The organism is Shewanella sp. MEBiC00475 (assembly GCF_005234075.1).
GTDB lineage: Bacteria > Pseudomonadota > Gammaproteobacteria > Enterobacterales > Shewanellaceae > Shewanella > Shewanella polaris.
On sequence record NZ_CP039928.1, the window covers coordinates 137,639 to 162,776 of the forward strand.

A 25,138-nucleotide genomic window follows, 5' to 3' on the forward strand; every position below is an offset into this window, starting at 1 on the left:
AAGATTGCGCTTATTTATTAAGCCCTAATTCTTGTTTATGTTGCTCAAGTAAATTAATTTGTGGAGGTGGTATTTGTAAATAATAGCCTTGTTCAATTAAAGCCGACTTCACTTTAGTAATATCTGCAATACCTAGATGATCTCGTTTAGATAATGGCACAACCATTATTAATGCTGGAGTACCAAACATTTCCATTAACTGCTCAGGAACCTCATCAAAAACATCGCGTTTTTTGACAAAAAGGTAAGTATCTGCTCTACGACCGCTTTTATATACTGCACATATCATTTTAGTGTAAATTTCCAAAGGTTCAAACTTGATAGTCAACTAAGCACACTATAACATGGTGGCACTAAAAAATAATTGTAAATCAGTTATCGCTCAAGCATTGGAGAATCACGCCGAGATGGCTAAACAAAATCTCGAATTAAAGGCCACGTCTTTTACATTATCAGTGCTGCATATTAATCATAATGATCTTGATATCATTGCGACTGAATTAGACAACAAATTGGCTCAAGCACCGCAGTTTTTTTTAGGTGCACCATTGGTATTGAACCTATCAGCTGTTAAACAAGCTCACGTAGACTTTAATGCGTTAAAACAATTATTAATTGATCGAAACCTTATTATTGTGGGCATTACCGATGCCAGTCCTGCGCAAGCTGAACAAGCTAAGAGTATGGCTATTGCGGTCGTTAAGTCGGGCAAACAAGCTGCTAAAGCTGAGTTACCCAAACGAGCGACTAAAATTGTTAAACAAAATGTGCGTTCTGGACAACAAATATACGCAAAAAATGCAGATTTAGTCATTTTTGGTGCGGTTGGTAATGGCGCTGAAGTCATTGCTGATGGTAGCATTCATATATATGGCGCTCTTCGTGGCAAAGCCATGGCGGGAGCCGCGGGAGATAATCAAAGTGTGATTATCGCTAACTCGTTAGAAGCAGAATTAGTGTCGATTGCGGGACAGTATTGGTTGACTGAGCATTTGCAACAATACGATCTAAGTCAAAGAGGTTGTGTTCGCCTTGAAGGCGCATCCCTCACTGTTGAAACATTGCCCCAATAATCGGCAAATACAAGGATATTAAAATAAATGGCGCAAATTATTGTTGTCACATCAGGTAAAGGCGGTGTGGGTAAAACAACATCCAGTGCAGCAATTGCTACCGGGTTGGCCTTAAAAGGAAAGAAGACTGTCGTTATCGATTTTGATATTGGTTTGCGAAATCTCGATTTGATAATGGGTTGTGAACGCAGAGTCGTATATGACTTTGTTAACGTTATTAATGGTGAAGCCAATTTGAACCAAGCGTTAATTAAAGATAAACGCTGCGACAAACTGTTTATTTTACCTGCGTCGCAAACACGCGATAAAGATGCTCTAACAAAAGAAGGCGTGGGCAAAGTACTTGAAAATTTAGCTAAAGACTTCGACTACATTGTTTGTGATTCGCCAGCAGGGATTGAACAAGGTGCAATGATGGCACTTTACTTTGCCGACATAGCGATTGTAACCACAAACCCAGAAGTGAGCTCTGTTCGCGATTCAGACCGTATTCTAGGAATGTTACAAAGCCGTTCACGTAGAGCAGAGCTATCGCTTGAACCGATCAAAGAATATTTATTGTTAACTCGCTACTCACCAGCAAGAGTTAAAACAGGTGAAATGCTCAGTGTTGAAGATGTGAAGGAAATTCTGGCAATTGAATTACTCGGTGTTATCCCCGAGTCTCAATCAGTACTCAAAGCGTCAAACTCTGGTATTCCTGTCATTATTGATCAAGAAAGTGATGCCGGTTTAGCATATGGCGATACGGTTGCGCGCTTATTAGGTGACGATGTGCCGGTTCGATTTATTACAGAAGAGAAGAAAGGATTCCTTAAAAGGATATTTGGGAGCTAATTATGTCGATACTTGATTATTTTAGAAGCAGTAAAAAGCCCAATACCGCATCATTGGCAAAAGAACGATTACAAATTATTGTGGCCCATCAGCGTGGAGAACGCGGTGCACCTGATTACTTCCCAAAGATGAAACAAGAAATCATCGAAGTGATCCGCAAATATGTACAAATTTCAGATGACCAAGTTTCTGTGCAACTTGATCAAAACGATGACAATTTATCGGTACTCGAGTTAAACGTCACCTTACCTGATTCAAAGTAATTAGCTAAGCTAGCGAGTTAGCACCGCTAAATATAAAAAGGATACTGGCATTATGCGAGTATCCTTTTTATTGGGCGTTATTTAGTTAAATCATTATCGTTAACTAAAACGCACATCTGCAAGTAAGTCTCCAATAAGTTGACCTCGCCACCCCGTTAGCAATAGCGGCGTCGGCGTTTGTTTATTGTGATACAACCAGAGTAAAAATTCATGAATATGGCGTTTAGATCCCACAAACTCTAATGCAACATCTTCACGTTCACACAATTCAGTTAATGTTGTTTTAATTTCTTTAAATGCCGATTTATAACCAGATTTAAGTGCAACAACATCGACTTCTTCGGGTAAATTAGTTAAATCGGCTGTTGCCATTACCGTTAATAACTCTTTGCCATGAATGCGTTTCTCTTGCTCAGTTAAATCATTTAAACTACTTAATTCTGCTAATGTGGTCGGTTGTTTTTTGGCTAATGCAATTAATGCATGGTCCTTTACCACAAAACCAAGCGCGAGATTACGACTTACCGCCTTGTTTAAGCGCCATTTAGCCAATACTTTTAAGTAAGCTAACTGTGGGCTCGATAACTGGAAAGCATTTTTTACTTTAAGGTAAACACTGTCACCTTCTGGTAATGACAAACGCCCTTCTGTCATACGTTGGCTTTCTTCAAACAACCATTCTAGGCGATTATTGGCAGCAAGCTTCTCTTGTAACTGTGGGTATAATTGGTACAAATAATACACATCATTAGCCGCATACTGTAATTGTGCATCCGACAAGGGGCGTTTCATCCAGTCGGTACGCGATTCGCCTTTATCAATTTCAACTTGTAAACAGCTTTCAGCTAATTTGGCATAACCTAAGCCATACCCCAACCCAGATAGACTAGCAGCAATTTGACTGTCAAAAAGTGGGTTTGGTTGACAGTCACCATAATGAGCAAACACTTCAAGATCTTCACTACAAGAATGTACTAATTTAACAATCTTAGGATCAGTCAATAACTTCCAAAATGGGCTAAGATCTGTAATGGCAACAGGATCTATCAAAGCCAATGTTTTCCCATCGTAAGCTTGAATAAGCCCCAATTTTGCATAGTAAGTACGAGTGCGGACAAATTCAGTATCGAGCACCAATAAGGTGCTTTGTTGGTATTGTTCAACTAATGATAATAAGCTGGCGTTATCACTGATATATTCAAACGTTAACAAAATAGGCTCCGCTATAATATGAATGAGGGCGGTGACAGGTTATCAGATTAACCTCAATAAAAAGCCGGCTAAAGTGCCGGCTATCATTTTACGCTTGCTTAACTTCGTCTCGAAGCTCTCGGCGTAAAATTTTACCCACATTGGATTTTGGTAATTCGTCCCTAAATTCTACCAGCTTAGGTACTTTATATCCCGTTAATTGATGTCGGCAATGCTTAATCAACTCTTCAGCGGTCAGAGATTTATCTTTTGCGACCACAAAAATCTTCACTAATTCACCACTAGCCTCATTTGGAACCCCTACAGCGGCAACTTCAATAACTTTTGGGTGCATGGCGACGACTTCTTCTACTTCATTCGGAAACACGTTAAAACCAGACACTAAAATCATGTCCTTTTTACGGTCAACAATGTAAAACAAGCCCTTTTCATCCATATAACCAATATCACCCGTCGCTAACCAGCCATCTTTATCAATAACTGTCGCCGTCTCTTCTGGTCGCTGCCAATACCCTTTCATCACTTGTGGGCCTTTAGCAAACAATTCGCCAGTTTCACCTTGAGGTAACACATTAGATTCATCGTCACGAATTTGGATCAATGTTGAAGGCGCAGGGAAACCAATAGAACCGTTATAACCGGCTAAGTTGTATGGACAACAAGTCACCAAAGGTGATGCTTCCGTTAAACCATAACCTTCTAGCAAACGTGTTTTAGTGATTTGTTGCCATTTATCAGCAACTGCACGCTGAACAGCCATGCCTCCACCAATTGAAAATTTCAAACCTGAGAAATCAAGTTGAGCAAATCCATCATTATTAACCAAGGCATTAAATAACGTATTAACACCCGTTAACGCGGTAAATGGATATTTCTTAAGTTCAGCCACAAATGCAGGAATATCACGTGGATTTGTGATCAGTAAGTTTTTACTGCCTTTATGTAAAAACAGTAAGCAATTAACCGTTAATGCAAAAATGTGATAAAGCGGCAGTGCAGTTACCACAAACTCGACACCGTCTTTTAATGCTGGTGAATACGCGCCATTAGCTTGTAACACATTACTGACGATATTTTCATGAGTTAACATTGCACCTTTAGACACACCGGTTGTACCGCCTGTGTATTGTAAGAAGGCTAAATCATCGCCGGTAATTTCAGCTTTGATATATTGTAAACGTCGCCCTTTTGTTAAGGCATCACGAAATGATAATGCATGTGGTAAATGGTATTTAGGTACCAGTCTTTTGATGTACTTTACGACAAAGTTAACTAAGGTGCGTTTAGGTGCACTAAGTTGATCACCCAAGCTAGTAATAATCACTGACTCTACCGGAGTTTGATCAACGACTTCTTCCAAAGTATTAGCAAAGTTTGACACCACAATGATGGCTCTGGCGCCAGAGTCGACTAATTGATGCTTTAATTCTCTTGGTGTATACAGCGGGTTAACATTAACTACCACCATACCTGCGCGAAGAATACCAAATAGTGCAATAGGATATTGCAATAAATTAGGCATCATAATGGCGACACGGTCACCTTTGTTTAAATGCAGTTCGTTTTGTAAATAAGCTGCAAATGCTCTACTTCTCTCTTCAAGTTTGCGGTACGTTATCGTTGCACCCATATTTATAAACGCAGGTTGATCGGCATATTTTGCCACTGCATTTTCAAACATATGTACTAAAGAGCTGAATTGAGATGGGTCGATTTCGGCCGGCACATTTTCAGGTAAGTTATTAATCCAAGGCTGGTCCACAGGTGTCTCCTAATAATTACCACTGTGCTAAGACGTGCATTCCCCGTCAGTGGTAAAATTTTTTAGCGACTGCGTATCATTAATTTTGTTATCGCAGGCTTTTTTATGTTTCTTGTAGTGATAAAAATCATACAAGCGTTTTAATTTTTGACCATAATCACATAAATGAATTAAAAATAACAGCGATTTCAGTTAACAGACCGACTAATTTAGAATAAAAGCTCCAATCGTTTCTGCGACTTGATTGGCATTCCCCATATGTAAATGGTGATCCCCCATTAATGTTAGCATTTTAATGTTGGTAAACCAGGCATTTGCATGTTGTTCTGACAAAGTGAGTTGCTTGTAACCATCTTGCGCTGCAATAAATAAAGTATCGGTATCGCTAGTGGTCATTAATGCATCAACTTGTTCAAATGTGAAACGATTCAATGAATCAAGTTTTAACCTAGGGTCACTTCTCCAAGCATATTTATCACCAACTAATTGCATATTACGCTCTGTAATCAATTTACACCAAGGCAAGGCTAATCCGGTTAGTTGATGACGCGCATGAATTGCAACATCAAGAGAAGAATAAGTGGGAATGGGCCGAGCTAATTGACGATTAAAACGTTGTTGTTGCAGTAAACCTTTACGCAAACGGGGTTTAGCATTATCTGCAGATTCTGATAATGGTGCTAAAGCTTCTATTAATACTAACTTAGCAATATTTTCACCTAAACAAGCGTTATAAGCGGAAGCAATAATGCCCCCTAAAGAATGTCCCATCAAAATAATAGGTTGATTATCAGAAACAAGTTCAATGACGGCTTGTAAGTCATAAATGTAATCAACCCAATGCAAAGGATAACGTCCAGGACGGTGTTCTGACAATCCATGTCCGGGCCAATCAATACATAATAATTGATACCGTTCAAACAACCCTTGTTGCGAAAAAGCCTCCGCTAAAGGGATGAAGCTGTCGGCATTATCAAGCCAACCATGCAAAGCCAGTATGATTGGCTTATCTGCTTGACCATAGCGTTTAGCTGCGAGCGTAATATGAGCCAACGGCAATTGAATTTGTTCTACGTTAACGTTCAACATTGTTGGCTCACTTTACAGATTTATTTAGCAGCAGTTTTAGTAAACTTAAGTGTCATGCGGTCACTTTCACCTATATCAAGATACTTCTGCTTATCTTGATCGCCCATGGCTAAACTTGGTGGTAATGTCCACACGCCTTTCGGATAATTTTTACTGTCTTTGGGATTGGCATTCACTTCAGAGCTAGCGGTCAGTTCAAAACCGTATTTGTTAGCGAGTTCGACCATTTGATTTTCATCCATATAACCACTTTCTGCAGCCATACCGATATTTGCACGGTGTTCAACAATGCCTAATGAACCGCCGACTTTTAACACATCATGAGCGGCTTTAAACACACCTTCTAACTCCCCTTTCATTGCCCAATTATGCAAATTACGGAATGTTAATACCTGGTCGGCAGAATTATCTTTACCCAGTGAAAGCTTAGCCGGTGGATCAAGGGTAACAAACTGAACATTACCAACGCTGGCTTTATTGTCATTGACCCACTTTTCAAATTTTAAACCTGCTGATTTATAATAAGCTGCTCTAGGGCTATCTACTGTAGGCTTAGTTTCAAAATTAGCAGCCACATAATGGCCCTTATCAGCTAAGTAAGGCGCTAAAATTTCAGCATACCAACCACCACCTGGCCATAATTCAATAACAGTTTGATCTGGCTTTACATCAAAAAAAGCCAACGTTTCTGCAGGATGGCGATATTGATCACGCAGCTTATTATCTTCTGAACGAAATTGACTCGCGACGGCTTGTGCAAGCGCAGCATTAACCTGCGGCACTGCGACTGATTGGTTTTGCGTGTTATCTGTGCTCGCAGCAAATGCAGCTGCTGACATACCTAAACTTGATAAGCCAATTAAGGCTCCTAACATCATGTTACGTTTCATTTTAACACTCCCTTTTTTCGATTAACTTTACGCCAACAGAGCCACAACATAAACCCACTAAATGCGAGCCATGTCATTACCCACAACCATGCCGGCAACCATGTTATTTTCGCTAACATCACCGCATCGCCTTGGCCACTTAACCCTAATAACACCATAGGGCTGGCCATGGCGTTTAACATAATCATTAAGCCTAATATACGCAATAAACTATTGAGCAGACCACTGTTTTTTAATTTAAGTGGTAACAAAAAAAGTATTATCAAGACGCTAAGAATAATAATGGTTAGCACATCTCGAGCCCAGAAAAGTAGTGAAGCCGCCACCGTTAGGCCTAACAGAGACAAAGTAAATCTGATAGTGTGTTTTTGAGTCGCCAGTAGAAATATCGCATAACCCCATAACGCGGCGCCGAAATAGCCTGCATAAGCAATTAATATACTATTACCGCCTTGACTAAAACAAAGGCCTGCACCGTTTGGAAATAACTGGATATGACTCACAGTGCCACCCGTCAATAACGTCGCGATGCCATGAGATAATTCGTGAAAATAGCTTTCAAACCATTTAAAAGGAATAGAGATATAAGGAAATCGAGTCAGTAAAAAGGCCAATAGTAATTCGATCATAAAACGGCTACGACTGGGGATTGCAGACAAAGGCGGGTTAGGCATACAAATCAATACCAACCATTTGTTGAATTTCGTCTCTTTTAGCAGAATGTTGAGTAGACAAATATTGCGCTATTGCACCACGTTGGCCATTGGTATCACGATCATATTCAACGCGGGCTTGTTGTTTGGCTGACAAGGTTACATCATCAACAATGGCCACATCATTGCTTTCAATACTTTGCAGCTCAATATCATCAGCTGAAGTGTTAACAACTATGGGGTCTTGGGCTGGAGTAATCGGTCGATTTCCAGCAACAGCTTGGCTCAAGCTGACTGGGCCAGATTGATTATTTGCCATTGATAATGCTGCATTTATCGTCATTAACGACACCGTTTACCTATAATTCTATTATACACTTTATGTCAAATTAACCTGAATGGCTATTCTCGACCCGGAAGTTTTTTCCATGTGACTGTGTCACGAAGGTAAACAGGGGCGAGTTCATCAACTGTAGTGTGCAAACCTTGTTGATATCCAAGTTGGGCTAACACCAGCATAGATTTAGCATCAGGATATGTAGCTTCGAAGCAACGACTGATACTTGGCGCCAGAGTTAATAACTGCGGATAAACGTCAAACCCAGTTCCACAAGCCGCTATGTTTTGTTGTGAGTCTAAAACCAATGTTACCATTTCTGGCGTTGTAACATGTTCTTCCCCAACCAAAATAGCAATACCGTCTTTAGCAATGTACTGAGCCCAATAGACTTCATTCATTCTAGCATCAATACAACACAATACCTGAGAAGCACCATGTTGACTGACGGCCATTTGAGCCATTGCTGTTAACGTAGAAATACCAATGACGGGTAAATCAAGTCCCAATGCTAACCCTTGGGTCATACTGGTACAAATACGGATACCCGTAAAACTGCCCGGGCCGCGTCCATAAGCAATCATATCGATATCGACGAGAGTCACTTTAGCCTCGGCTAAGACATCATCAACCATAGGCAGCAAACGTTGGCTGTGTTCACGCGGCGCATCTTCAATACGAGCATAAACATCACCATTAATGGTTAATGCAACAGAGCAAGTTTCGGTACAGGTATCAAGAGCAAGAATGGTTAACGGCTTTGGCATTGTGTTGGGTTACTCAATAAAAACGACAGATAATGTTGTAATGATAACTGATGAGCCGTGTTTTAAAAAGCTTAAGGGATGTGTTTTAAAAATTGCAGCGCTCGGTCTAAATCACGAGTACGCTGCATGGGGGGCAATGAATTAATAAATGCTTGTCCGTAAACACGATTCACAATGCGGTTATCGCACAAAATAAGTACTCCACGATCTTTTTCATCACGAATTAATCGTCCAACGCCTTGCTTTAAACTAATAACCGCTTGCGGCAATGAAATAGAAGCAAAAGGATCAAGTCCTTGACGCTCAGCATTGGCCGCACGAGCTTTATATAATGCATCATCAGGGGACACAAACGGTAATTTATCTATAATCACACAACTGAGTAATTTACCGCGTACATCTACACCTTCCCAGAAACTGCTGGTACCTAACAGCACGGCATTACCTAGCTGCCTAAACTTATTTAATAAACTTTGCTTACTGGCTTGGCCTTGCACTAAAAGCGGATATTTCACCTTGCCTTGTAACATCATAGCCACCTGTTGCAACATCTGATGGCTGGTAAATAGAATAAACGTACGCCCTTGTGCGGCATTAATGGCTTGAACACTGATATCAACCAGTTGTTTTGCTGAATGTTTCGACTGCCCTACTTTACCTAAATGACGTGGTACACAAAATACTGCTTGGTTGGGGTAATCAAATGGGCTGTCTAAAATAAGTTGTTTAGCATCACCCAAACCCATCTCTTTGGCAAAAAGCGCTAGGCTACGATTAACTTGCAATGTTGCCGAGGTAAAAATCCAACGGGTGTTGTGATCAAATAATTGCTGACATTGTTTGGCGACATTAATGGGGCTCATGCGCAGCATAATAAACCGGGGACCAAGCTCAACGCTGTAAGCCGCCTGGGGGTCTTGGCACTCAAAATAATTGCGTAATGTATCAGCCAACGTGAGTAATTGCTCAAAGGCATTATCGAGCTGATCATCACGACCAAGATGATGTTGCATATTATTAGCTAAATCGACTAATGATTGATGCAAGGTCCACGAGGTGCTTGCAAGTATTTTTATTGTCAGTACTTTGCGCCAATCAGACACTTGATGTTCAAACATCATATTGTGCCATTCACTGAGTGCAATTAAGCCACGTTGAGCCAATTGTTCAAGCTGAATACTGTCGCGGATCACCTCTTTATGCAGTTTAATTATCGCGTTGAGTGATTTATCTATTTCGCGGCTGGAAATATGACTGCCAAAATAACTAATACAAATATCGGGCACTAAATGTGCCTCGTCAAATATCACCACATCAGGATCTGGCAGTAACTCCGCAAATCCAGTGTCTTTTAGTAATCGATCGGCAAAAAATAAATGATGATTAACCACCACCACTTTGGCATCCATTGCCCGAATACGCGCTTTACGAGTAAAGCAGTCATCGTAATGGTCGCATTTTTTACCCGTACAACTCTCTTTAGTGCTCACCACAGTAGGGATAACCTCAGAATGTTCTGCCACCGAGGTTAAATTACCTATATCGCCGTCTTTGCTTAAATGTGCCCATTGGTTAATTTTTAGCAAGTCATCAATGTAATATTCGCTAAACTGACTGGCATTTTGCATTTGTTTTTCTAGGCGTAATTGGCATAAATAGTTGTTACGCCCTTTTAATAACGCTATAGGCACGTGTACATCTAACATGGTTAACAATGCTGGTAAGTCTTTTAAAAACAGTTGCTCTTGTAAATTTTTACTACCGGTGCTCACCACCACTTGCTTGCCGCTAAGCAATGCAGGCAGTAAATATGCAAAGGTTTTGCCTACACCCGTACCGGCTTCTAAAATCAGATTATGTTTTTTAGCAATAGCATCACTCACCGCAACAGCCATATCGGTTTGACTTTGTCGGTGGTGATAATGATGAACATGTTTTGCTAACGCACCGCGTTCGCTAAATTCATGGATAACGGATTGGGTAAGTGTCGAGCTCAAAGCGTCCTCAAATTATTGCGGTCATGATGGTGTGATGTAATTTGGGCTATTATGCTGATAACGGCTTCATCTTCCAACTCTTTATCGTCAAAAGCACAAAAGCATGTCGATTACACAACAAACATGATGCGCTTAAAAGGCGACATATCAAATAATAAAAAATGCTGACCACCTAAGTGAAACAGCATTTATTGGACTAACATAAAGGTGCGCTATCTTATTGGATTATAAAGAAAAAGCTTTTTGGCTAGCATTATTCGGAGTAAGTTCAAATGCCATTTTTTGATTAGTTGCTTTGCGCTTAACACTCATATTCATGACTTTCTCCTCTGCAGATTCACCAAATAAGCCAAATAAAAAAGTCCAACCGGCTGATTTTTCATCAATAGCAAAGCGGCCCATCACAATCAATTGAGTTGCAGTATCTGCATTATGATGATCGTCGCCCAATGAAAACATTAACCCTTCTAAGGGACGCAAACCATTATTATCGTGCAATTGCACTTTTGCCAAAATTTGAGCCATTATTTCAGCTCGATGCGAATTAAACTCAACCGTTGATAAGTGGCCACTATTGTCATCATCGATATTATCAAATGCACTGATAGGCAATGACAACACCATAAAAGCACCATTGTTAACCATATTAATGGTGCCGTGTTGAGCCACCATCATGTGCGACTGCGCCTCTGTTGCCATCAATAAACTCACTATAAAAATAATCACCATGGAATGGTTTCTCAACACGCGCATTTGAGGTCCTCCTTAAGATTGATATAACGCATTATTAAGCTGGAGGTAATTGTCCTGTTGATTCAACTTCACCTTTTACGCAACGTTGAAAAAATGGATAACTATCTGTTGCATAATAATGATAAATGCCATTAGGAAACTCAGGAGTGACACCAACTCGGCCATTACATTCATCCAAATCGCCAGAGCCTTCTACATATTCCCAGTCTTGTTTAAACGTACCTAAGGCATATAAATCGGTTGAAGGTCTGCTATCACTTACCTCTGTGACCAACTGGTAACTGCCTGTGACAACTTTAAGTTCGGAAGTCGCATCATCTGCAGTGGTATAACCATAACGGGCATAAATAGGGAATCCATCAGAAGCCCATGCAATTAAGGTCATGGTGTCACTACTGCCGCCGTGGAGCGTAATAAAACCTTCTGGTATTCCATGGTAATGATATTCGCCACTAGGCTGAACATGAGCATTGTTGTCGTCAGTACCAAAATCAAAACTAGATTGACCCAGTGCCTCAATGTTCCAATTACCGACATTCATAGCTGCATCACAAATTAAACCTGAATCATCACAAGTACCGGCGGTACTGGCATCTATTTTCACCCCGTTTAATACATAACCCTGCGGTCCTGAAGGCCCACCTAATTGAGTAGCCACATCGGTTTGAACTGGCAACAAGGTAATACTCGCTGTGATCACTTGCTCTGTGATCATGTTGGGATTGCCATCATTAGGAAAGGTACCTACTTCGTGGTCTGGAATTCCATTGGCGACTAACTCACGCATATCATCAGCACATGTCCATTGCGATTCGCTGTTATAGCCAACTGACTCAGAATCGTTAAATTCGCTGTATGAATAATCACATATCACACCATCGGTGCTGTTGTCGGTACTCACACCATTATCTGTCGAAGTGTCTACCACAGTTGTACTGTCATCGGTTGACACTGTGTCATCATCACTGCTGTCACAGGCCGTTAATAAACCTGCTAATACCAAAGTACACAATATAGATTGAGTAAACTGACGATGTTTTACGAATAGTTTCATGTCATCGATTCCTTTTAGTGGATCGTAAAGTGGTTTAACGAACAAAATGCTTAATTACCTATCGATGATATAGAGACAATGTGCAGAAAGTGCGCAGAAAAACCACAATAGTGGTGGATATGGTAAATAAGATGTTAATGGAGTAATCCGGTGGGTAATTTTTATGGTTAAACGTCAGCAGTATGATAAACAATAGTTGACGATATTCCCAAGAATTAGCGGTAAATTAATATTAAAAACAATGGATTACAATTAAAAGTGGGTAGGCAGAATATTCACACACCTATTTTTATTTCTAATGGAATAAGATAGCCATAAATGTGAACCGCGTAGACTTGAGTAGAAAGTTTAAAACTAACTTGAGGGTCATCGTCATATCAGTAAGGTTTTAACTTCATAGCTCTGTAATTTAGTCATTGTGCAGCACAATGCCAAGGGCAATAACTGTGTTTTTATAGTTAATTACCCTTAGTCCTTTAATTGCTCAGTCACTCAATTAATGACTTTAGCAGCATTTATATCCACGCTGACATCTGTTCTTTAGTGGGTTTACTGCCTTTATGAACCACTTTCTCATCAACCACCACTGCTGGCGTACTCATAACGTCATAATCCATAATTTTAGCCATATCAGTGACTTTTTCGATTTTTATTGCAACACCCTTTTCATCCGCAACAGCTTGGGCAAGCTCTGCGGTTTCAAGACACTTTTTACAACCAGAACCCAAAATTTTAACCGTCTTCATTGTTTATCCTTATTGATGTTGTTGATGTTGTTGATGTTGTTGATGTTGATGTTGATAAAAAATCATAATACCGGTGCTAACGCATTAAAGATCCAACCGACGAGAGTGAATGCTACTAATAACACACAAAATAATATTGCCAGCAAACGCCATTGCATCACTTGTTTTAACAAAATAAACTCAGGAAAACTGGCTGCAACCGTGCTCATACAAAATGCCAATGTAGTTCCTATCGGTAGACCATTAATAATCAGACTTTCCATAACCGGAATAACCCCCGTCGCATTGGAATAAAGTGGAATACCCAACAATACCGCAGCAGGAACTGACCACCATTGTCCGTCCCCCAAATGCTCGCCAATCCATCCATCTGGTACAAAACCGTGTAATGCTGCGCCTAAACCGACACCAATAATGACCCATTTCCACACTCGGCCAAAAATATCCAGCATTTCAGTTTTGGCAAACTGGTGTCTTTGTGGGAACGACATTTTTTGCGCATTGGCACCATCAGCAATCGTTGCTTCACCGCCCTTTTTCTGACCACGCTTTAACGCTTCAGCCGCAAACGATTGCAGCCAACGCTCAGCCTTAATGCTGTCGAGAAAGAAACCGCCTAACATACCCACACTCATGCCAACGACAATATAAAGTAAGGTAAACTTAAGCCCTAATAAACTCATCAACAATAATATCGCTACCTCGTTAATTAAAGGTGAGGTAATCAAAAAGCTCATGGTGATCCCCAAAGGGATCCCTGCAGACGTAAAACCTAAAAATACCGGGATACTCGAGCAAGAACAAAATGGCGTCACTACACCAAAGCCAGATCCCATTAAGTAACCTAATCCTCTATGTTTACAGGCTAAATAATCCCTGACACGCTCCACATTTAACGACGCCCGCAATAAGGCGATGAGATAAATCATTATCAAAAGTAAGGCAAAAATTTTAGTCACATCTTCAACAAAAAAATGTAGCGCGTCGCCGAGTTTAGTCTCTGCAGACAACCCTATTACACTGAAAACCAGCCAAGATGCAAAATCAGAAAAGAGCTGAAACATAACTCATTACCTCAAAACTTACTTAGTACAAAGATAACGGATTTTAACGATACGAGATTAGAGTTAGATCTCGATTTTGTGGATGGTAGGATGAAACAGAGACGATAGTAATTAACATTTTATGATTTGCTTAATAGACTAGACAGTTTGTATCTTACGATGATTGAAATCTTTTTTAATTAGCATATTACAGCTATAGCTTGGATTAATTTTGCTGTCACAATAGAACTAAGTGGATACTGAGCAATGAGCCAAGTTGATGCAGCCTAATGTGTCTTAAACAACATATTAGTAAGTAATACTTCATCAATACGGTCAAACAGTCTCTGTAGTAGACATTAGTACGGCGTAGAGAGGCAGTTTATTTCAATGCTACAGGCCACTTAAGCGCAACGCCCAGTTACCATTATGTTGCTGTTCACAAGCCGTTTCGGTATCAAAGCTCACATGCTGACTGATGTCTTTAAGGTCAATATCAAATTGACTGAGTGTACGTTTAATCAAGTTTAATAAAGTCGTTTTATGGTTTTCCTGATTAAACTGCCTGAGTTGCAGCTCAGTATCGAAAACACAAACAATATGTAAACTTTTAGGAAATGCAGTGTAATCAACTTTATGGGTAATCCATGCAAAACCAGGATAAACCTCGATTGAATGATCGCACACAAGGGTTAATCCTTGTCTTAGTTGATTGTCTATTTTTTTGTCAGTTTTACGCATTATTACTCGCTTTGGACCACATAAACCTAAGATAAAAATGTGAATTTATGTTAAAAGTTAATAAGTTATAAATTATTCTATCACATCAAGTATTGAACTATTCATTGCAATATTAACAACATCATAATAACGTATAACAACTAAGAGTGATTTGAACGAAGACAGTAAGAGCAAGCTTAAGGAAAAGCAATAATGAAATGGTTAATTGTAGTGGTAATAAGTTGGGGTATTGGGTTTATCAGTTATCCCCTTATCTGGCCTAATGAGACTACCGTTGCAGCTGACAACCTTGGAATAATCACCCAAACAATACAAACCAATACTGCTGAATCAGTATTACAAACCAACTCTTCGATTACGTCAAGCAAAGCCCCTAGCCAAAAAGCTCATGACCGAGAAGCGTTTAAAGCTTCATTAAACACAGATGAAACGCCTTACATGTCGATTTTTCGCATTATGCAGTTGGCAGAGCAAGATCCTCTGGAAGCATTACTCGTTGCTCAAGAGACTGAACATGAAGACTTATATGGTTTAATTTTAGAAATTGCCGGAAAAATGCAATTTACCAACGTAATGTCATGGCTAGAACAGTTTAAGTCGACACAACAATATGAATCATTACTCGACAGTTATTTAAGGGGTTTAGCATCAGTTAATCCGCAACAGGCGTTAAGCGATATTGAACTCCTGGCAGCTGAGCCGATGAAGTCATCAATAATGATGTCAATTATTGACTCATGGGCTAGCAATGATGCAATAGCAGCATTTGAATGGTTAAAACAGCAACCGGAAACCCAATCAACATTAAAAATGTACTTAAATACCATGTATTATTATATTGAACAGTCACCAAATGAAGCTGCAAATTTAATTTCATCCTTGCCATTAAATGAGTCGACTAATTACTTGATTACGTCAATGGTGTATCAGTTAGTTGAAAAGAATACCCAAGAGGCTATTGATTGGTTAGATAGTATTGCCGTTGAACAGCGTGCCAGTGGGGTATTTATTATTTCGCGTAAAATGGCAGAAACAGATCCCGAGGCGGCTTTAGTGTTTTTAAACAATCAAAAGCAAGCCTATGATTTAAATCAGGACTATTTTAACAGTGCCTTAGCTGAAATCGCCAGTGTGGAACCCAATATGATGCTAGCGCGAATTGATAATTACGATACCAATGTTCAACGAGATATTATTATCAATGCTAGCTACGCCCTCGCGGAAAAATCTGAAAGTGATTTTTTTCAAGTTATTAATTCACTATCTGACGACAATAAAGACATTGCCTTTAATCAACGCGCGGCTCAACTAAGCCAAACCGATCCGCAACAAGCTTTTAATGTATCCGAACGTATTAATGATGTTACGACCCGCTTTGAGTCCATTATGAGTACCGTTAATGTGTGGAGTAGTTTTGATAAACGTGCGGCATTATCGGCCATAGATAACTCAACCCAATTAACTGCCAGTCAAAAAGTCGAGATAAGCAATCAAATCCAATTGCAGCTAACATCATCGAATATTATTTACCCATAAATGGCTGTTTTATAGTTTGCTTAACAGCCTCAACTCGATTTCCACCTGCAATTTTTGCTCTATACATTGCTTGATCTGCATGCTTAAGTAATTGCTGCTCATCTTTACCGTTATCAGGGTATCGAGCAACACCAATGCTCGGTGAAAGTTGCAAATAAAGCCTATCTATTTGATAAGGTCTCTCAAGTTCTACACGGATAGTTTCCGCAATAATAAGTACATCATCAAACAAATCAATTCCATTTAACACCACAACAAACTCATCACCACCAAAACGTCCTACCGTGTCAGTTTGACGAACACAAGCATTTAACCTTTGGGCAATAATCTTAAGTAACTTATCACCGGCAAGATGTCCGTAACTATCATTTACATGTTTAAACCCATCAATATCAATAAATAACAATGAAAGATGACAACCTTCACGACGAGCTAATCCTAGCGACGTTTGTAAACGTCCAAACAACAATGCCCTATTGGGTAATTCAGTTAATGGATCGTGTCCTGCAATATAATGAAGTTGTTGCTCCATTAGCTTTCGCTCAGTTATATCGTGGGCAATTGCGATTCTAAACTGGTGATCTTCAGACCAACGAGCAGACCACAGCACGTGGATTATGCTGCCATCCTTACGGACCCAACGATTTTCAAAACGAGGTTGAAGGTTGCCGTTCAATAAACCTTTCACAACATTAAGCGTTACTTCACCATCATCGGGATAAACATGATCAATCATAGGCTTACCAATAACTTCATCAGGGGTATAGCCAAAAATATCTTCAAATGCTGCACTGACAAAGACAAAGTCACCTTTTTTATCAACCACACAAACAGCATCAAGCATTAAATCCATAACATCTCTAAGCGCCACAAGATCAAAGGTCTTCATACTGTTCATATCTCGAGAAGTTAGTTTAATTAATAAAGCGTAATAAACGCCAGCTTATAAGCAGTGTTTAATAAATTCAATGACTTATAACGATACGATCTAACCATTACGATGTGTAAAGTCGATGCTGATAAGGCTTCATCACACCAAAGCATAGTTTATTCATTCAATAAATGGCTAACACATAGCTCTAGCTGCATAAAAATCAACCGATTAATCAATACCTTTAACTTAATTGATGTAAAGTTCTAAATAAGAGGGCGTCATTACGTTAAAGTGTAACCTTTGTATTTTTTGACCTCTCAAAATCATTTACTGACAAACAATAGCCCGAGCTTAATACCCAAGACCATTAACAATTCGACTGTTAATCCATTTTATTTTTAATGATGCCTTAATAGCTAATTGGCTACAACAAACAACAATTCACATCTTATGCAAAAAAATTCGTAATAAAATGACATTAATGCTTTATCTGCTCTTGCAAACAAGCATAAATGCGGTTAAGTTAACTGCAAGTCGCTAAACACGACATAAATGAGTGCATAAAACCTCATCAAAACTGAATTAATTAAGATTATATAAAGAGAATTACCATGAACATCCAAGTGACTACATTCCACCATCATCACCATTTGCGGTAGCCTTCGGATGCTTACTGCCGAAGGACGTTATCCTTCTGGTGGTGAACAATATTTCACATAAACCCCTGGAAGGAATTTCAGGGGTTTTTTGTTTTTCTAAATTTATTTTTTTATTTAAGCTTTAAATTTACAACATTTTATATTTAATACATTAAGGAAGTATCACATGAGTGAATCAAAGCGTTTACGTATTGCCATCCAGAAATCAGGCCGTTTATCAAAAGAGTCTCAACAGTTGCTTAGAAGCTGTGGCGTTAAATTTAACGTTAATGAGCAACGCTTGATTGCACACTCAGACAACATGCCAATCGACTTATTACGCGTTCGTGATGATGATATTCCAGGCTTAGTCATGGACGGTGTTGTTGACCTAGGCATTATCGGTGAAAACGTACTTGAAGAAGAGCAAATTGAGCGTCAACTAGCAAGCAAACCCGCTGAATGCAGTAAATTGCGTGAGTTAGATTTTGGTTCATGTCGTTTATCATTAGCGGTACCCAATGAGTTTGCGTATAAAGATGCAACATCTCTTGAAGGTCTTCGTATCGCCACCTCTTACCCGAACTTACTGCGCCGCTTTATGCAAGAAAAAGGCATAAACTACAGCGACTGTATGCTTAAAGGTTCCGTAGAAGTCGCACCTCGCGCAGGTTTATCAGACGGTATTTGTGATTTAGTATCAACTGGTGCCACCCTTGAAGCTAATGGCTTATATGAAACCGAAGTAATTTACCGTTCAATGGCGTGCATCATTCAATCAAATAAAACTCAATCTACTGAAAAACAAGCTCTTATCAACAAAATCTTGTCTCGTATTAATGGTGTTATCCGTGCTCGTGAAAGTAAATACATCTTATTGCACGCCCCACTTGAAACCTTAGATCAAATCGTTGCCCTACTCCCTGGTGCTGAAAACCCAACAGTATTACCACTCAATGACGACACTAATCGTGTGGCTATCCACGTTGTCAGTACTGAAGATTTATTCTGGGACACAATGGAAGAGTTGACCGTATTAGGTGCAAGCTCAATTCTGGTCATGCCTATTGAAAAAATGATGGGGTAACACAAATGCAAATTCTCAATTGGGCATCTTTATCTACAGAGCAGCAACAACAAACCTTGGCACGTTCTCCACTCATTGGGGATGCCAGTGCCTTGCAAGGTGTTCGCGACATTATTGAGCAAGTTAACAGTCAAGGCGATACAGCCTTACTGAAATTTAACCAGCAATTCGATGGCGTTGATCTTACTGAATTGGCATTAACTGCAGAGCAAATTAGTGCCGCATGTTCACGAGTCAGTAGCGACGTGAAGCAAGCGGTAGCGCAAGCAGTAGCTAACATTGAAACGTTTCATAAAGCGCAGGTGTTTCAAGGTGTAGATATCGAAACTCAAGCGGGAATTCGTTGTGAACTCAGAAGCGAGCCTATCGAACGTGTCGGATTATATATTCCCGGTGGCACCGCACCATTAATTTCTACAGTAATGATGTTGGCCTTACCGGCAAGAATAGCTGGCTGCGGCAAACGGGTATTAGTCAGTCCACCACCGATTAATGATGCGATTATTTATGCCGCTAATGTTTGTGGTATTACCGATATTTTCCAAGTTGGTGGAGCACAAGCCATCGCGGCACTGGCTTTTGGTACCGAATCAGTACCCAACGTAGACAAAATATTTGGCCCAGGTAATCGCTACGTGACAGAAGCAAAGCGTTTAGTCTCACAAGACAGCCGTGTTAGCGTATCTATAGACATGCCAGCAGGTCCGTCGGAAGTACTCGTTATAGCCGACAAAGATGCCAACCCTGCTTTTGTGGCATCCGATCTACTGTCACAAGCTGAACACGGCGTTGACTCACAAGTGATGTTAGTCACTGACTCATTAACACTAGCAGAACAAGTAAACCAAGCCTTAACGGAGCAATTAGCACAATTGAGCCGTAAAGATATTGCCGCATCAGCACTAGAATGCAGCCGTAGCATTATTGTCAGTAATATGGAGCAAGCCGCTAAAGTATCTAACTTATATGGCCCAGAACATTTAATTATTCAAACAGCCGCGCCTCGTGAAGTACTAAAGCAAGTGCGCGGCGCAGGTTCTGTGTTTTTAGGCGCTTATACACCAGAGTCTGTTGGCGATTACGCGAGTGGGACCAACCACGTTTTACCAACTTATGGTTATAGCCGTTCGGTATCAAGCTTGTCATTGGCCGATTTCAGTCGTCGTTTTACGGTGCAAGAGCTCAGCAAACAAGGACTGCAAACCTTAGGTCAAAGTGTCATGGTATTAGCTGTAAACGAACTGTTAGATGCTCATAAAAATGCTATCGCCATTCGTTTAGCCAGTTTGCAATAGGGACTATTGTTGAGCTTTAAGCTGAAACTGAAGTGATGAGTTAACACCTTATATAGAAAAAAGTAGAGAGCATAGCCATGAGTCAGACCCTAGCAGCGCCTTTTAATCCAAACACGTTAGCAAGACCCGAATTACTGACGTTAACACCCTATGAAAGTGCCAGACGTATCGGCGGTAGAGGTGATATTTGGGTCAATGCTAACGAATCGCCATTTAATAATAGCGATCTTGATAAAGTAAATCGTTACCCAGAGTGCCAGCCTCCTGAACTCATCAATGCTTACAGCCGTTATTCAGGCGTTAAGGCGAGTAATATTATTGCCAGCCGTGGTGCAGACGAAGCAATTGAATTACTCATACGTACATTTTGTATCCCTGGTGTCGACAGTATTGTTTGTTTTGGCCCGACCTATGGTATGTATTCAATTAGCGCAGCAACTTTTAATGTGGCGGTTACGGCGCTAAGTTTAACCGATGACTATCAATTACCGGATGCCTGGCCTTCCCTTATTAAAAAAGCACAAATAGACAATGCCAAAATTGTGTTTATTTGTAACCCAAATAATCCAACCGGAACCGTTATTGCTAAAGATAAAATTGAACAAGCGATTCAAGCGGCACCAAATTCAATTGTAGTGGTAGATGAAGCCTATATTGAATTTTGCCCTGACTACAGCGTGGCTGATTTATTGGGTAAGTACCCTAACCTCGTTGTGTTACGCACCTTATCTAAAGCGTTTGCGTTGGCCGGTGCTCGTTGTGGCTTTATGCTCGCTAATGATGAGATTATAGATTTAGTGATGCGAGTAATCGCGCCGTACCCAGTGCCGTTACCAGTATCAGAGCTTGCGACTAAAGCCTTAAGCCAAGATGGTATTGACACCATGCAAACTCAAGTAGCGACGTTAGTTGCACAAGGTAAACGTTTAAGTGATGCACTACAGGCTTATGGTGCCAAAGTGCTACCAGCAAACGGCAACTACGTGCTAGCTAAATTTGACGATGTCGGGGCTGCCGCTAAACGCTTAAGTGATTCAGGTGTTGTCGCTCGCGCCTATAAAGATCCGCGTCTTGCTGACGCAATTCGCTTTAGCTTTACCAATGAACAACAAACAAATTTGATTATCGCTTTGTTTGAAAAAAGTCTCTCTGAGTCAGTAGCATAGCGTGCAAAAAATCGCTTCGACAGACCGAGTGAACAACAGATTGATAAACGCTTAAATTAATACTAATAAATTTACACCCTATTTAAGGCAGTGAACATGAAACAGAACATATTATTCATCGACCGCGATGGTACCTTAGTTGAAGAGCCAGCAATCGATAAGCAACTAGATAGTTTGGCTAAATTGGTGTTTGAACCACAAGTTATTCCAGCGTTACTTAAATTACAAAAAGCGGGCTTTCGCCTCGTAATGGTCAGTAATCAAGATGGTTTGGGCACGCCTTCTTTCCCAAAAGAAGACTTTGATGCACCGCACGACATGATGATGCAAATATTCGAAAGCCAAGGGGTTAAGTTTGATAATGTGTTGATTTGTCCTCACTTTAATGACGAAAACTGCAGCTGCCGTAAACCGAAGCTAGGTCTAGTAAAAGACTATTTAACCCAAGGCAAAGTCGACTTTACGACTTCTGCTGTCATTGGCGATCGCGACACTGACGTTGAACTCGCCAATGCCATGGGCATTAAAAGCTTTAAATACCAACGTGACAGCTTAAACTGGGACGATATTGCCAATGCTTTACTCAGTAAAGGCCGTATTGCGACTGTTGTTCGCACCACTAAAGAAACCAACATCATAGTCACCATCGATCTTGATAGTCAAACCAAAGGTGAAATTGAAACCGGAATTGGTTTCTTTGACCACATGCTTGATCAAATTCAAACCCACGGTAACTTTAGAATGGATGTGAATGTCGACGGCGATCTAGAAATCGACGACCATCACAGCGTAGAAGACACGGCATTAGCAATTGGTGATGCAATTCGCCAAGCTTTAGGTGATAAACGTGGTATCGCCCGTTTTGGTTTTAGCTTACCAATGGACGAAGCCAGCGGTGAATGCCTCATGGACATTTCTGGTCGTCCATTCATTAAGTTCAGTGCTGATTTCGACCGTCAAATGGTCGGAGAGATGGCCACCGAAATGGTGCCACATTTCTTCCGCTCATTTGCTGATGGCCTACGCTGCACATTACACATTGGCTCACAAGGCGATAACGATCACCATAAAGTTGAAGCCTTATTTAAAGTGCTAGGCCGTACACTTCGCCAAGCGGTGAAAGTTGAAGGTGACATATTGCCATCAAGCAAAGGTGTGCTGTAAGGAGTTCATGTGACACAAGTATCTAATGCTTCAAACGCTGCCAATGATCTTACGGTGATTATTGACACCGGTTGTGCCAATTTAAGCTCAGTACGGTTTGCTTTTGAGCGCCTAAAAGCGAATGTGATTGTCAGCGCTGACTTTGATGTTATTCGCAGCGCTGCAAGAGTGGTACTGCCAGGTGTTGGCACCGCTGGTGCGGCTATGGACGCCCTAAAACAAAAGAACCTAATAGAGCTAATTAAAAGCTTAACGCAGCCAGTTATGGGCGTATGTTTAGGCATGCAAATGCTAGCATCTTTGTCTAATGAACATGGCGGCCGTAGCGAGCAAAACATCGCCTGCTTAGGGCTAGTGCCCACTGACATTGGCGACTTAGACAGCAAAGGCTTACCTTTGCCCCACATGGGCTGGAATCAAATCGAAGTGAGCGATCACCCATTATTTGTCGGCATAGAAAATGGCAGCTACGTGTATTTTGTTCACAGCTACCGTGCGCCAATCAGCGAATATACTTTAGCCAGCAGCACATATGGAGAATCATTCAGTGCCGCCATTGGTAAAGGCAATTTTTTTGGGGTGCAATTCCACCCAGAAAAAAGTGCCAAAGTGGGCGCGCAAATTTTACAGAACTTTTTACAGATGGGGTTAAACATGAGGACACCACAGTGATTATTCCTGCCATTGATTTAATTGACGGCCAAGTGGTGCGTTTGTACCAAGGTGACTACGACAAACAAACCACCTTTGACTTAAGCCCGCTGGCACAGTTGCAATCTTACCAAGCCCAAGGGGCAAAACTGCTGCATATCGTCGACTTAACGGGTGCTAAAGATCCTAATAAACGTCAAACCCAATTAATTGCTGAACTTGCCGCTGGACTTGATGTTGATATTCAAGTTGGTGGTGGTATTCGTAGCGAAGAGCAAGTTGCCGAGCTCCTCAATATTGGTGTTAAGCGTGTAGTTATAGGCTCGCTTGCCGTTAAGGAGCCTGAACTGGTTAAAAGTTGGTTTGTAAAATACGGCAGTGATGCAATCTGTTTAGCGCTGGACGTCAACATTAACGATGAAGGCGAAAAAATTGTCGCAGTATCGGGCTGGCAATCTGGTGGCGGTAAATCACTAGAGTCATTAGTCGCCGAATTTGAAACGGTCGGCCTTAAGCATGCTTTAGTGACCGATATTAGCCGTGACGGTACCTTAACTGGCGCTAATACCGAACTTTACACTGAGTTAGCGGCAAGTTATCCAAACATTCTGTGGCAAGCCTCTGGCGGTATTGCAACCCTCGACAACGTCGCTGCGGTACGCGACAGTAAAGCCTCAGGTATTATCATCGGCAAAGCTTTATTGATTAATCAATTTACCGTTGAGGAGGCAATACAATGCTGGCCAAACGCATAGTTCCGTGTCTTGATGTACGCGAAGGTAAAGTGGTTAAAGGCGTGCAGTTTCGCAATCACGAAATTGTTGGAGACATCGTTCCCCTCGCCGCCCGTTATGCCGAAGAAGGTGCTGATGAATTAGTGTTTTATGACATTACCGCCAGTGCGCACGACAGAGTCATTGATAAGTCTTGGGTTAGCCGCGTTGCAGAACAAATTGATATTCCATTTTGTGTTGCCGGAGGTATTAAAACCATTGAGCAAGCCCGCGAAAAATTGGCCTTTGGCGCTGATAAAATATCAATTAACTCGCCTGCATTAAGCGACCCAAGTTTAATATCACGCCTACAAGATGAGTTTGGCCGCCAATGTATTGTTATTGGCATTGACTCATTTTACGACGCCGCCAGTGATAGTTATAAAGTAAAACAGTTTACCGGTGATGAAACCGCGACTAAAGATACCCAGTGGTATACCCAAGATTGGGTCGAAGAAGTGCAAAAACGCGGTTGTGGTGAGATAGTATTAAACGTCATGAACCAAGACGGCGTGCGCGGCGGATATGACATCAAACAACTCAGCATAGTACGCGCCATTTGCGATGTACCGTTAATAGCCTCAAGCGGTGCGGGTACTATGGAACACTTTAAAGACGTGTTTGAACTCGCCAAAGTTGATGCAGCATTAGCTGCAAGCGTATTTCATAAAGGCATTATAGATATTGGTGAGCTAAAGCAATATTTGCACGCCAATCACATTGCGATTCGTTTATAA

At 40.8% G+C, this 25,138-nt stretch carries 26 protein-coding genes; 11 read left to right on the top strand and 15 right to left on the bottom strand.

The window, feature by feature from the left end; genetic code table 11:
- Positions 1-10: 10 nt before the first annotated feature.
- Entirely contained in the window at positions 11-289 is a 279-nt protein-coding gene (locus tag FCN25_RS00575) for a YcgL domain-containing protein (RefSeq protein ID WP_137221013.1), read from the bottom strand.
- Between the two features lie 118 nt (positions 290-407).
- Here FCN25_RS00575 and minC point away from each other — a divergent pair, with 118 nt between their 5' ends.
- The 3 genes from minC to minE are packed head-to-tail and all read left to right on the top strand — an operon-like array spanning position 408 to position 2,173.
- Entirely contained in the window at positions 408-1,073 is a 666-nt protein-coding gene (gene minC / locus FCN25_RS00580) for a septum site-determining protein MinC (RefSeq protein WP_137221015.1), read from the top strand.
- 27 nt (positions 1,074-1,100) lie between these two features.
- Positions 1,101-1,910, top strand: a complete 810-nt coding sequence (gene minD, locus FCN25_RS00585; RefSeq protein WP_137221017.1) for a septum site-determining protein MinD — start codon at positions 1,101-1,103, stop codon at positions 1,908-1,910.
- A 2-nt stretch (positions 1,911-1,912) separates the two neighbouring features.
- Positions 1,913-2,173 carry a cell division topological specificity factor MinE gene (gene minE / locus FCN25_RS00590; protein ID WP_011637201.1) on the top strand — a complete coding sequence of 87 codons (261 nt, stop codon included), beginning with the start codon at positions 1,913-1,915 and terminating at the stop codon, positions 2,171-2,173.
- Between the two features lie 99 nt (positions 2,174-2,272).
- Here the strand turns inward: minE and rnd are convergent, their stop codons facing one another.
- The 13 genes from rnd to FCN25_RS00655 form a co-directional block, all read right to left on the bottom strand.
- Complete coding sequence (gene rnd, locus FCN25_RS00595) at positions 2,273-3,385, bottom strand: ribonuclease D (RefSeq protein ID WP_137221019.1); 1,113 nt, start codon at positions 3,383-3,385, stop codon at positions 2,273-2,275.
- An 88-nt stretch (positions 3,386-3,473) separates the two neighbouring features.
- Positions 3,474-5,147: a long-chain-fatty-acid--CoA ligase FadD gene (gene fadD / locus FCN25_RS00600; protein WP_137221020.1), complete on the bottom strand. Its 1,674-nt coding sequence runs from the start codon at positions 5,145-5,147 to the stop codon at positions 3,474-3,476.
- Between the two features lie 204 nt (positions 5,148-5,351).
- Positions 5,352-6,236, bottom strand: a complete 885-nt coding sequence (locus FCN25_RS00605; RefSeq protein WP_137221022.1) for an alpha/beta hydrolase — start codon at positions 6,234-6,236, stop codon at positions 5,352-5,354.
- 20 nt (positions 6,237-6,256) lie between these two features.
- A complete protein-coding gene (locus tag FCN25_RS00610) occupies positions 6,257-7,126 on the bottom strand; it encodes a class I SAM-dependent methyltransferase (RefSeq protein WP_137221024.1) in 870 nt (289 codons plus the stop codon).
- Positions 7,123-7,800, bottom strand: a complete 678-nt coding sequence (locus tag FCN25_RS00615; RefSeq protein WP_137221026.1) for a M50 family metallopeptidase — start codon at positions 7,798-7,800, stop codon at positions 7,123-7,125. Before FCN25_RS00615 ends, FCN25_RS00610 begins: the two co-directional genes overlap by 4 nt.
- On the bottom strand, positions 7,793-8,122 hold the full coding sequence (locus FCN25_RS00620) for a hypothetical protein (protein ID WP_137221028.1): 330 nt from the start codon (positions 8,120-8,122) through the stop codon (positions 7,793-7,795). Before FCN25_RS00620 ends, FCN25_RS00615 begins: the two co-directional genes overlap by 8 nt.
- Positions 8,123-8,181: 59 nt before the next feature.
- Entirely contained in the window at positions 8,182-8,883 is a 702-nt protein-coding gene (gene tsaB / locus FCN25_RS00625) for a tRNA (adenosine(37)-N6)-threonylcarbamoyltransferase complex dimerization subunit type 1 TsaB (RefSeq protein ID WP_137221030.1), read from the bottom strand.
- A 71-nt stretch (positions 8,884-8,954) separates the two neighbouring features.
- Positions 8,955-10,880 (bottom strand): ATP-dependent DNA helicase, encoded by a 1,926-nt coding sequence (locus FCN25_RS00630; RefSeq protein ID WP_137221032.1) that lies wholly within the window; start codon positions 10,878-10,880, stop codon positions 8,955-8,957.
- A 225-nt stretch (positions 10,881-11,105) separates the two neighbouring features.
- On the bottom strand, positions 11,106-11,633 hold the full coding sequence (locus FCN25_RS00635) for a hypothetical protein (protein WP_137221034.1): 528 nt from the start codon (positions 11,631-11,633) through the stop codon (positions 11,106-11,108).
- 34 nt (positions 11,634-11,667) lie between these two features.
- The gene (locus FCN25_RS00640; RefSeq protein ID WP_137221036.1) at positions 11,668-12,687 is read right to left on the bottom strand and encodes a YHYH protein; all 1,020 of its coding nucleotides are present in this window, start codon (positions 12,685-12,687) and stop codon (positions 11,668-11,670) included.
- Between the two features lie 515 nt (positions 12,688-13,202).
- On the bottom strand, positions 13,203-13,433 hold the full coding sequence (locus FCN25_RS00645; protein WP_137221038.1) for a thioredoxin family protein: 231 nt from the start codon (positions 13,431-13,433) through the stop codon (positions 13,203-13,205).
- 62 nt (positions 13,434-13,495) lie between these two features.
- Positions 13,496-14,497, bottom strand: a complete 1,002-nt coding sequence (locus tag FCN25_RS00650; protein WP_137221040.1) for a permease — start codon at positions 14,495-14,497, stop codon at positions 13,496-13,498.
- A 372-nt stretch (positions 14,498-14,869) separates the two neighbouring features.
- Positions 14,870-15,217 (bottom strand): Fis family transcriptional regulator, encoded by a 348-nt coding sequence (locus FCN25_RS00655; RefSeq protein ID WP_137221042.1) that lies wholly within the window; start codon positions 15,215-15,217, stop codon positions 14,870-14,872.
- Between the two features lie 192 nt (positions 15,218-15,409).
- Between FCN25_RS00655 and FCN25_RS00660 the strand changes: the two genes are divergently transcribed.
- Positions 15,410-16,753 (top strand): hypothetical protein, encoded by a 1,344-nt coding sequence (locus FCN25_RS00660; protein ID WP_137221044.1) that lies wholly within the window; start codon positions 15,410-15,412, stop codon positions 16,751-16,753.
- Here FCN25_RS00660 and FCN25_RS00665 read toward each other — a convergent pair.
- The gene (locus FCN25_RS00665; protein ID WP_137221046.1) at positions 16,740-17,642 is read right to left on the bottom strand and encodes a diguanylate cyclase; all 903 of its coding nucleotides are present in this window, start codon (positions 17,640-17,642) and stop codon (positions 16,740-16,742) included. The genes FCN25_RS00660 and FCN25_RS00665 overlap by 14 nt on opposite strands.
- A gap of 810 nt (positions 17,643-18,452) precedes the next feature.
- Between FCN25_RS00665 and hisG the strand changes: the two genes are divergently transcribed.
- The 7 genes from hisG to hisF all read left to right on the top strand — a co-directional run bounded on the left by hisG (position 18,453) and on the right by hisF (position 25,138).
- On the top strand, positions 18,453-19,352 hold the full coding sequence (gene hisG, locus FCN25_RS00670) for an ATP phosphoribosyltransferase (protein WP_137221048.1): 900 nt from the start codon (positions 18,453-18,455) through the stop codon (positions 19,350-19,352).
- 5 nt (positions 19,353-19,357) lie between these two features.
- Positions 19,358-20,647 carry a histidinol dehydrogenase gene (gene hisD / locus FCN25_RS00675; RefSeq protein WP_137221050.1) on the top strand — a complete coding sequence of 430 codons (1,290 nt, stop codon included), beginning with the start codon at positions 19,358-19,360 and terminating at the stop codon, positions 20,645-20,647.
- A gap of 77 nt (positions 20,648-20,724) precedes the next feature.
- Positions 20,725-21,813 carry a histidinol-phosphate transaminase gene (gene hisC / locus FCN25_RS00680; RefSeq protein WP_137221052.1) on the top strand — a complete coding sequence of 363 codons (1,089 nt, stop codon included), beginning with the start codon at positions 20,725-20,727 and terminating at the stop codon, positions 21,811-21,813.
- A gap of 96 nt (positions 21,814-21,909) precedes the next feature.
- The gene (hisB, locus tag FCN25_RS00685; protein WP_137221054.1) at positions 21,910-22,977 is read left to right on the top strand and encodes a bifunctional histidinol-phosphatase/imidazoleglycerol-phosphate dehydratase HisB; all 1,068 of its coding nucleotides are present in this window, start codon (positions 21,910-21,912) and stop codon (positions 22,975-22,977) included.
- A gap of 9 nt (positions 22,978-22,986) precedes the next feature.
- Positions 22,987-23,649, top strand: coding sequence for an imidazole glycerol phosphate synthase subunit HisH (hisH, locus tag FCN25_RS00690; RefSeq protein ID WP_137221056.1), 663 nt, complete (start codon positions 22,987-22,989; stop codon positions 23,647-23,649).
- Complete coding sequence (hisA, locus tag FCN25_RS00695; protein ID WP_137221058.1) at positions 23,646-24,383, top strand: 1-(5-phosphoribosyl)-5-[(5-phosphoribosylamino)methylideneamino]imidazole-4-carboxamide isomerase; 738 nt, start codon at positions 23,646-23,648, stop codon at positions 24,381-24,383. The genes hisH and hisA overlap by 4 nt, the downstream gene beginning before the upstream one ends.
- Positions 24,365-25,138, top strand: coding sequence for an imidazole glycerol phosphate synthase subunit HisF (gene hisF, locus FCN25_RS00700; RefSeq protein ID WP_137221060.1), 774 nt, complete (start codon positions 24,365-24,367; stop codon positions 25,136-25,138). The genes hisA and hisF overlap by 19 nt, the downstream gene beginning before the upstream one ends.

What these genes read in the sequence shown, in the direction of transcription:
- hisF (WP_137221060.1), top strand. Translation starts at nt 24,365, where the DNA reads ATGCTGGCCAAACGCATAGTTCCGTGTCTTGATGTACGCGAAGGTAAA.
- FCN25_RS00620 (WP_137221028.1), bottom strand. Translation starts at nt 8,122, where the DNA reads ATGACGATAAATGCAGCATTATCAATGGCAAATAATCAATCTGGCCCA.
- FCN25_RS00635 (WP_137221034.1), bottom strand. Translation starts at nt 11,633, where the DNA reads ATGCGCGTGTTGAGAAACCATTCCATGGTGATTATTTTTATAGTGAGT.
- FCN25_RS00640 (WP_137221036.1), bottom strand. Translation starts at nt 12,687, where the DNA reads ATGAAACTATTCGTAAAACATCGTCAGTTTACTCAATCTATATTGTGT.
- FCN25_RS00605 (WP_137221022.1), bottom strand. Translation starts at nt 6,236, where the DNA reads ATGTTGAACGTTAACGTAGAACAAATTCAATTGCCGTTGGCTCATATT.
- minC (WP_137221015.1), top strand. Translation starts at nt 408, where the DNA reads ATGGCTAAACAAAATCTCGAATTAAAGGCCACGTCTTTTACATTATCA.
- hisG (WP_137221048.1), top strand. Translation starts at nt 18,453, where the DNA reads ATGAGTGAATCAAAGCGTTTACGTATTGCCATCCAGAAATCAGGCCGT.
- FCN25_RS00665 (WP_137221046.1), bottom strand. Translation starts at nt 17,642, where the DNA reads ATGAAGACCTTTGATCTTGTGGCGCTTAGAGATGTTATGGATTTAATG.
- FCN25_RS00660 (WP_137221044.1), top strand. Translation starts at nt 15,410, where the DNA reads ATGAAATGGTTAATTGTAGTGGTAATAAGTTGGGGTATTGGGTTTATC.
- FCN25_RS00610 (WP_137221024.1), bottom strand. Translation starts at nt 7,126, where the DNA reads ATGAAACGTAACATGATGTTAGGAGCCTTAATTGGCTTATCAAGTTTA.
- FCN25_RS00650 (WP_137221040.1), bottom strand. Translation starts at nt 14,497, where the DNA reads ATGTTTCAGCTCTTTTCTGATTTTGCATCTTGGCTGGTTTTCAGTGTA.
- FCN25_RS00655 (WP_137221042.1), bottom strand. Translation starts at nt 15,217, where the DNA reads ATGCGTAAAACTGACAAAAAAATAGACAATCAACTAAGACAAGGATTA.
- tsaB (WP_137221030.1), bottom strand. Translation starts at nt 8,883, where the DNA reads ATGCCAAAGCCGTTAACCATTCTTGCTCTTGATACCTGTACCGAAACT.
- hisB (WP_137221054.1), top strand. Translation starts at nt 21,910, where the DNA reads ATGAAACAGAACATATTATTCATCGACCGCGATGGTACCTTAGTTGAA.
- minD (WP_137221017.1), top strand. Translation starts at nt 1,101, where the DNA reads ATGGCGCAAATTATTGTTGTCACATCAGGTAAAGGCGGTGTGGGTAAA.
- hisC (WP_137221052.1), top strand. Translation starts at nt 20,725, where the DNA reads ATGAGTCAGACCCTAGCAGCGCCTTTTAATCCAAACACGTTAGCAAGA.
- FCN25_RS00575 (WP_137221013.1), bottom strand. Translation starts at nt 289, where the DNA reads ATGATATGTGCAGTATATAAAAGCGGTCGTAGAGCAGATACTTACCTT.
- FCN25_RS00615 (WP_137221026.1), bottom strand. Translation starts at nt 7,800, where the DNA reads ATGCCTAACCCGCCTTTGTCTGCAATCCCCAGTCGTAGCCGTTTTATG.
- minE (WP_011637201.1), top strand. Translation starts at nt 1,913, where the DNA reads ATGTCGATACTTGATTATTTTAGAAGCAGTAAAAAGCCCAATACCGCA.
- FCN25_RS00645 (WP_137221038.1), bottom strand. Translation starts at nt 13,433, where the DNA reads ATGAAGACGGTTAAAATTTTGGGTTCTGGTTGTAAAAAGTGTCTTGAA.
- hisD (WP_137221050.1), top strand. Translation starts at nt 19,358, where the DNA reads ATGCAAATTCTCAATTGGGCATCTTTATCTACAGAGCAGCAACAACAA.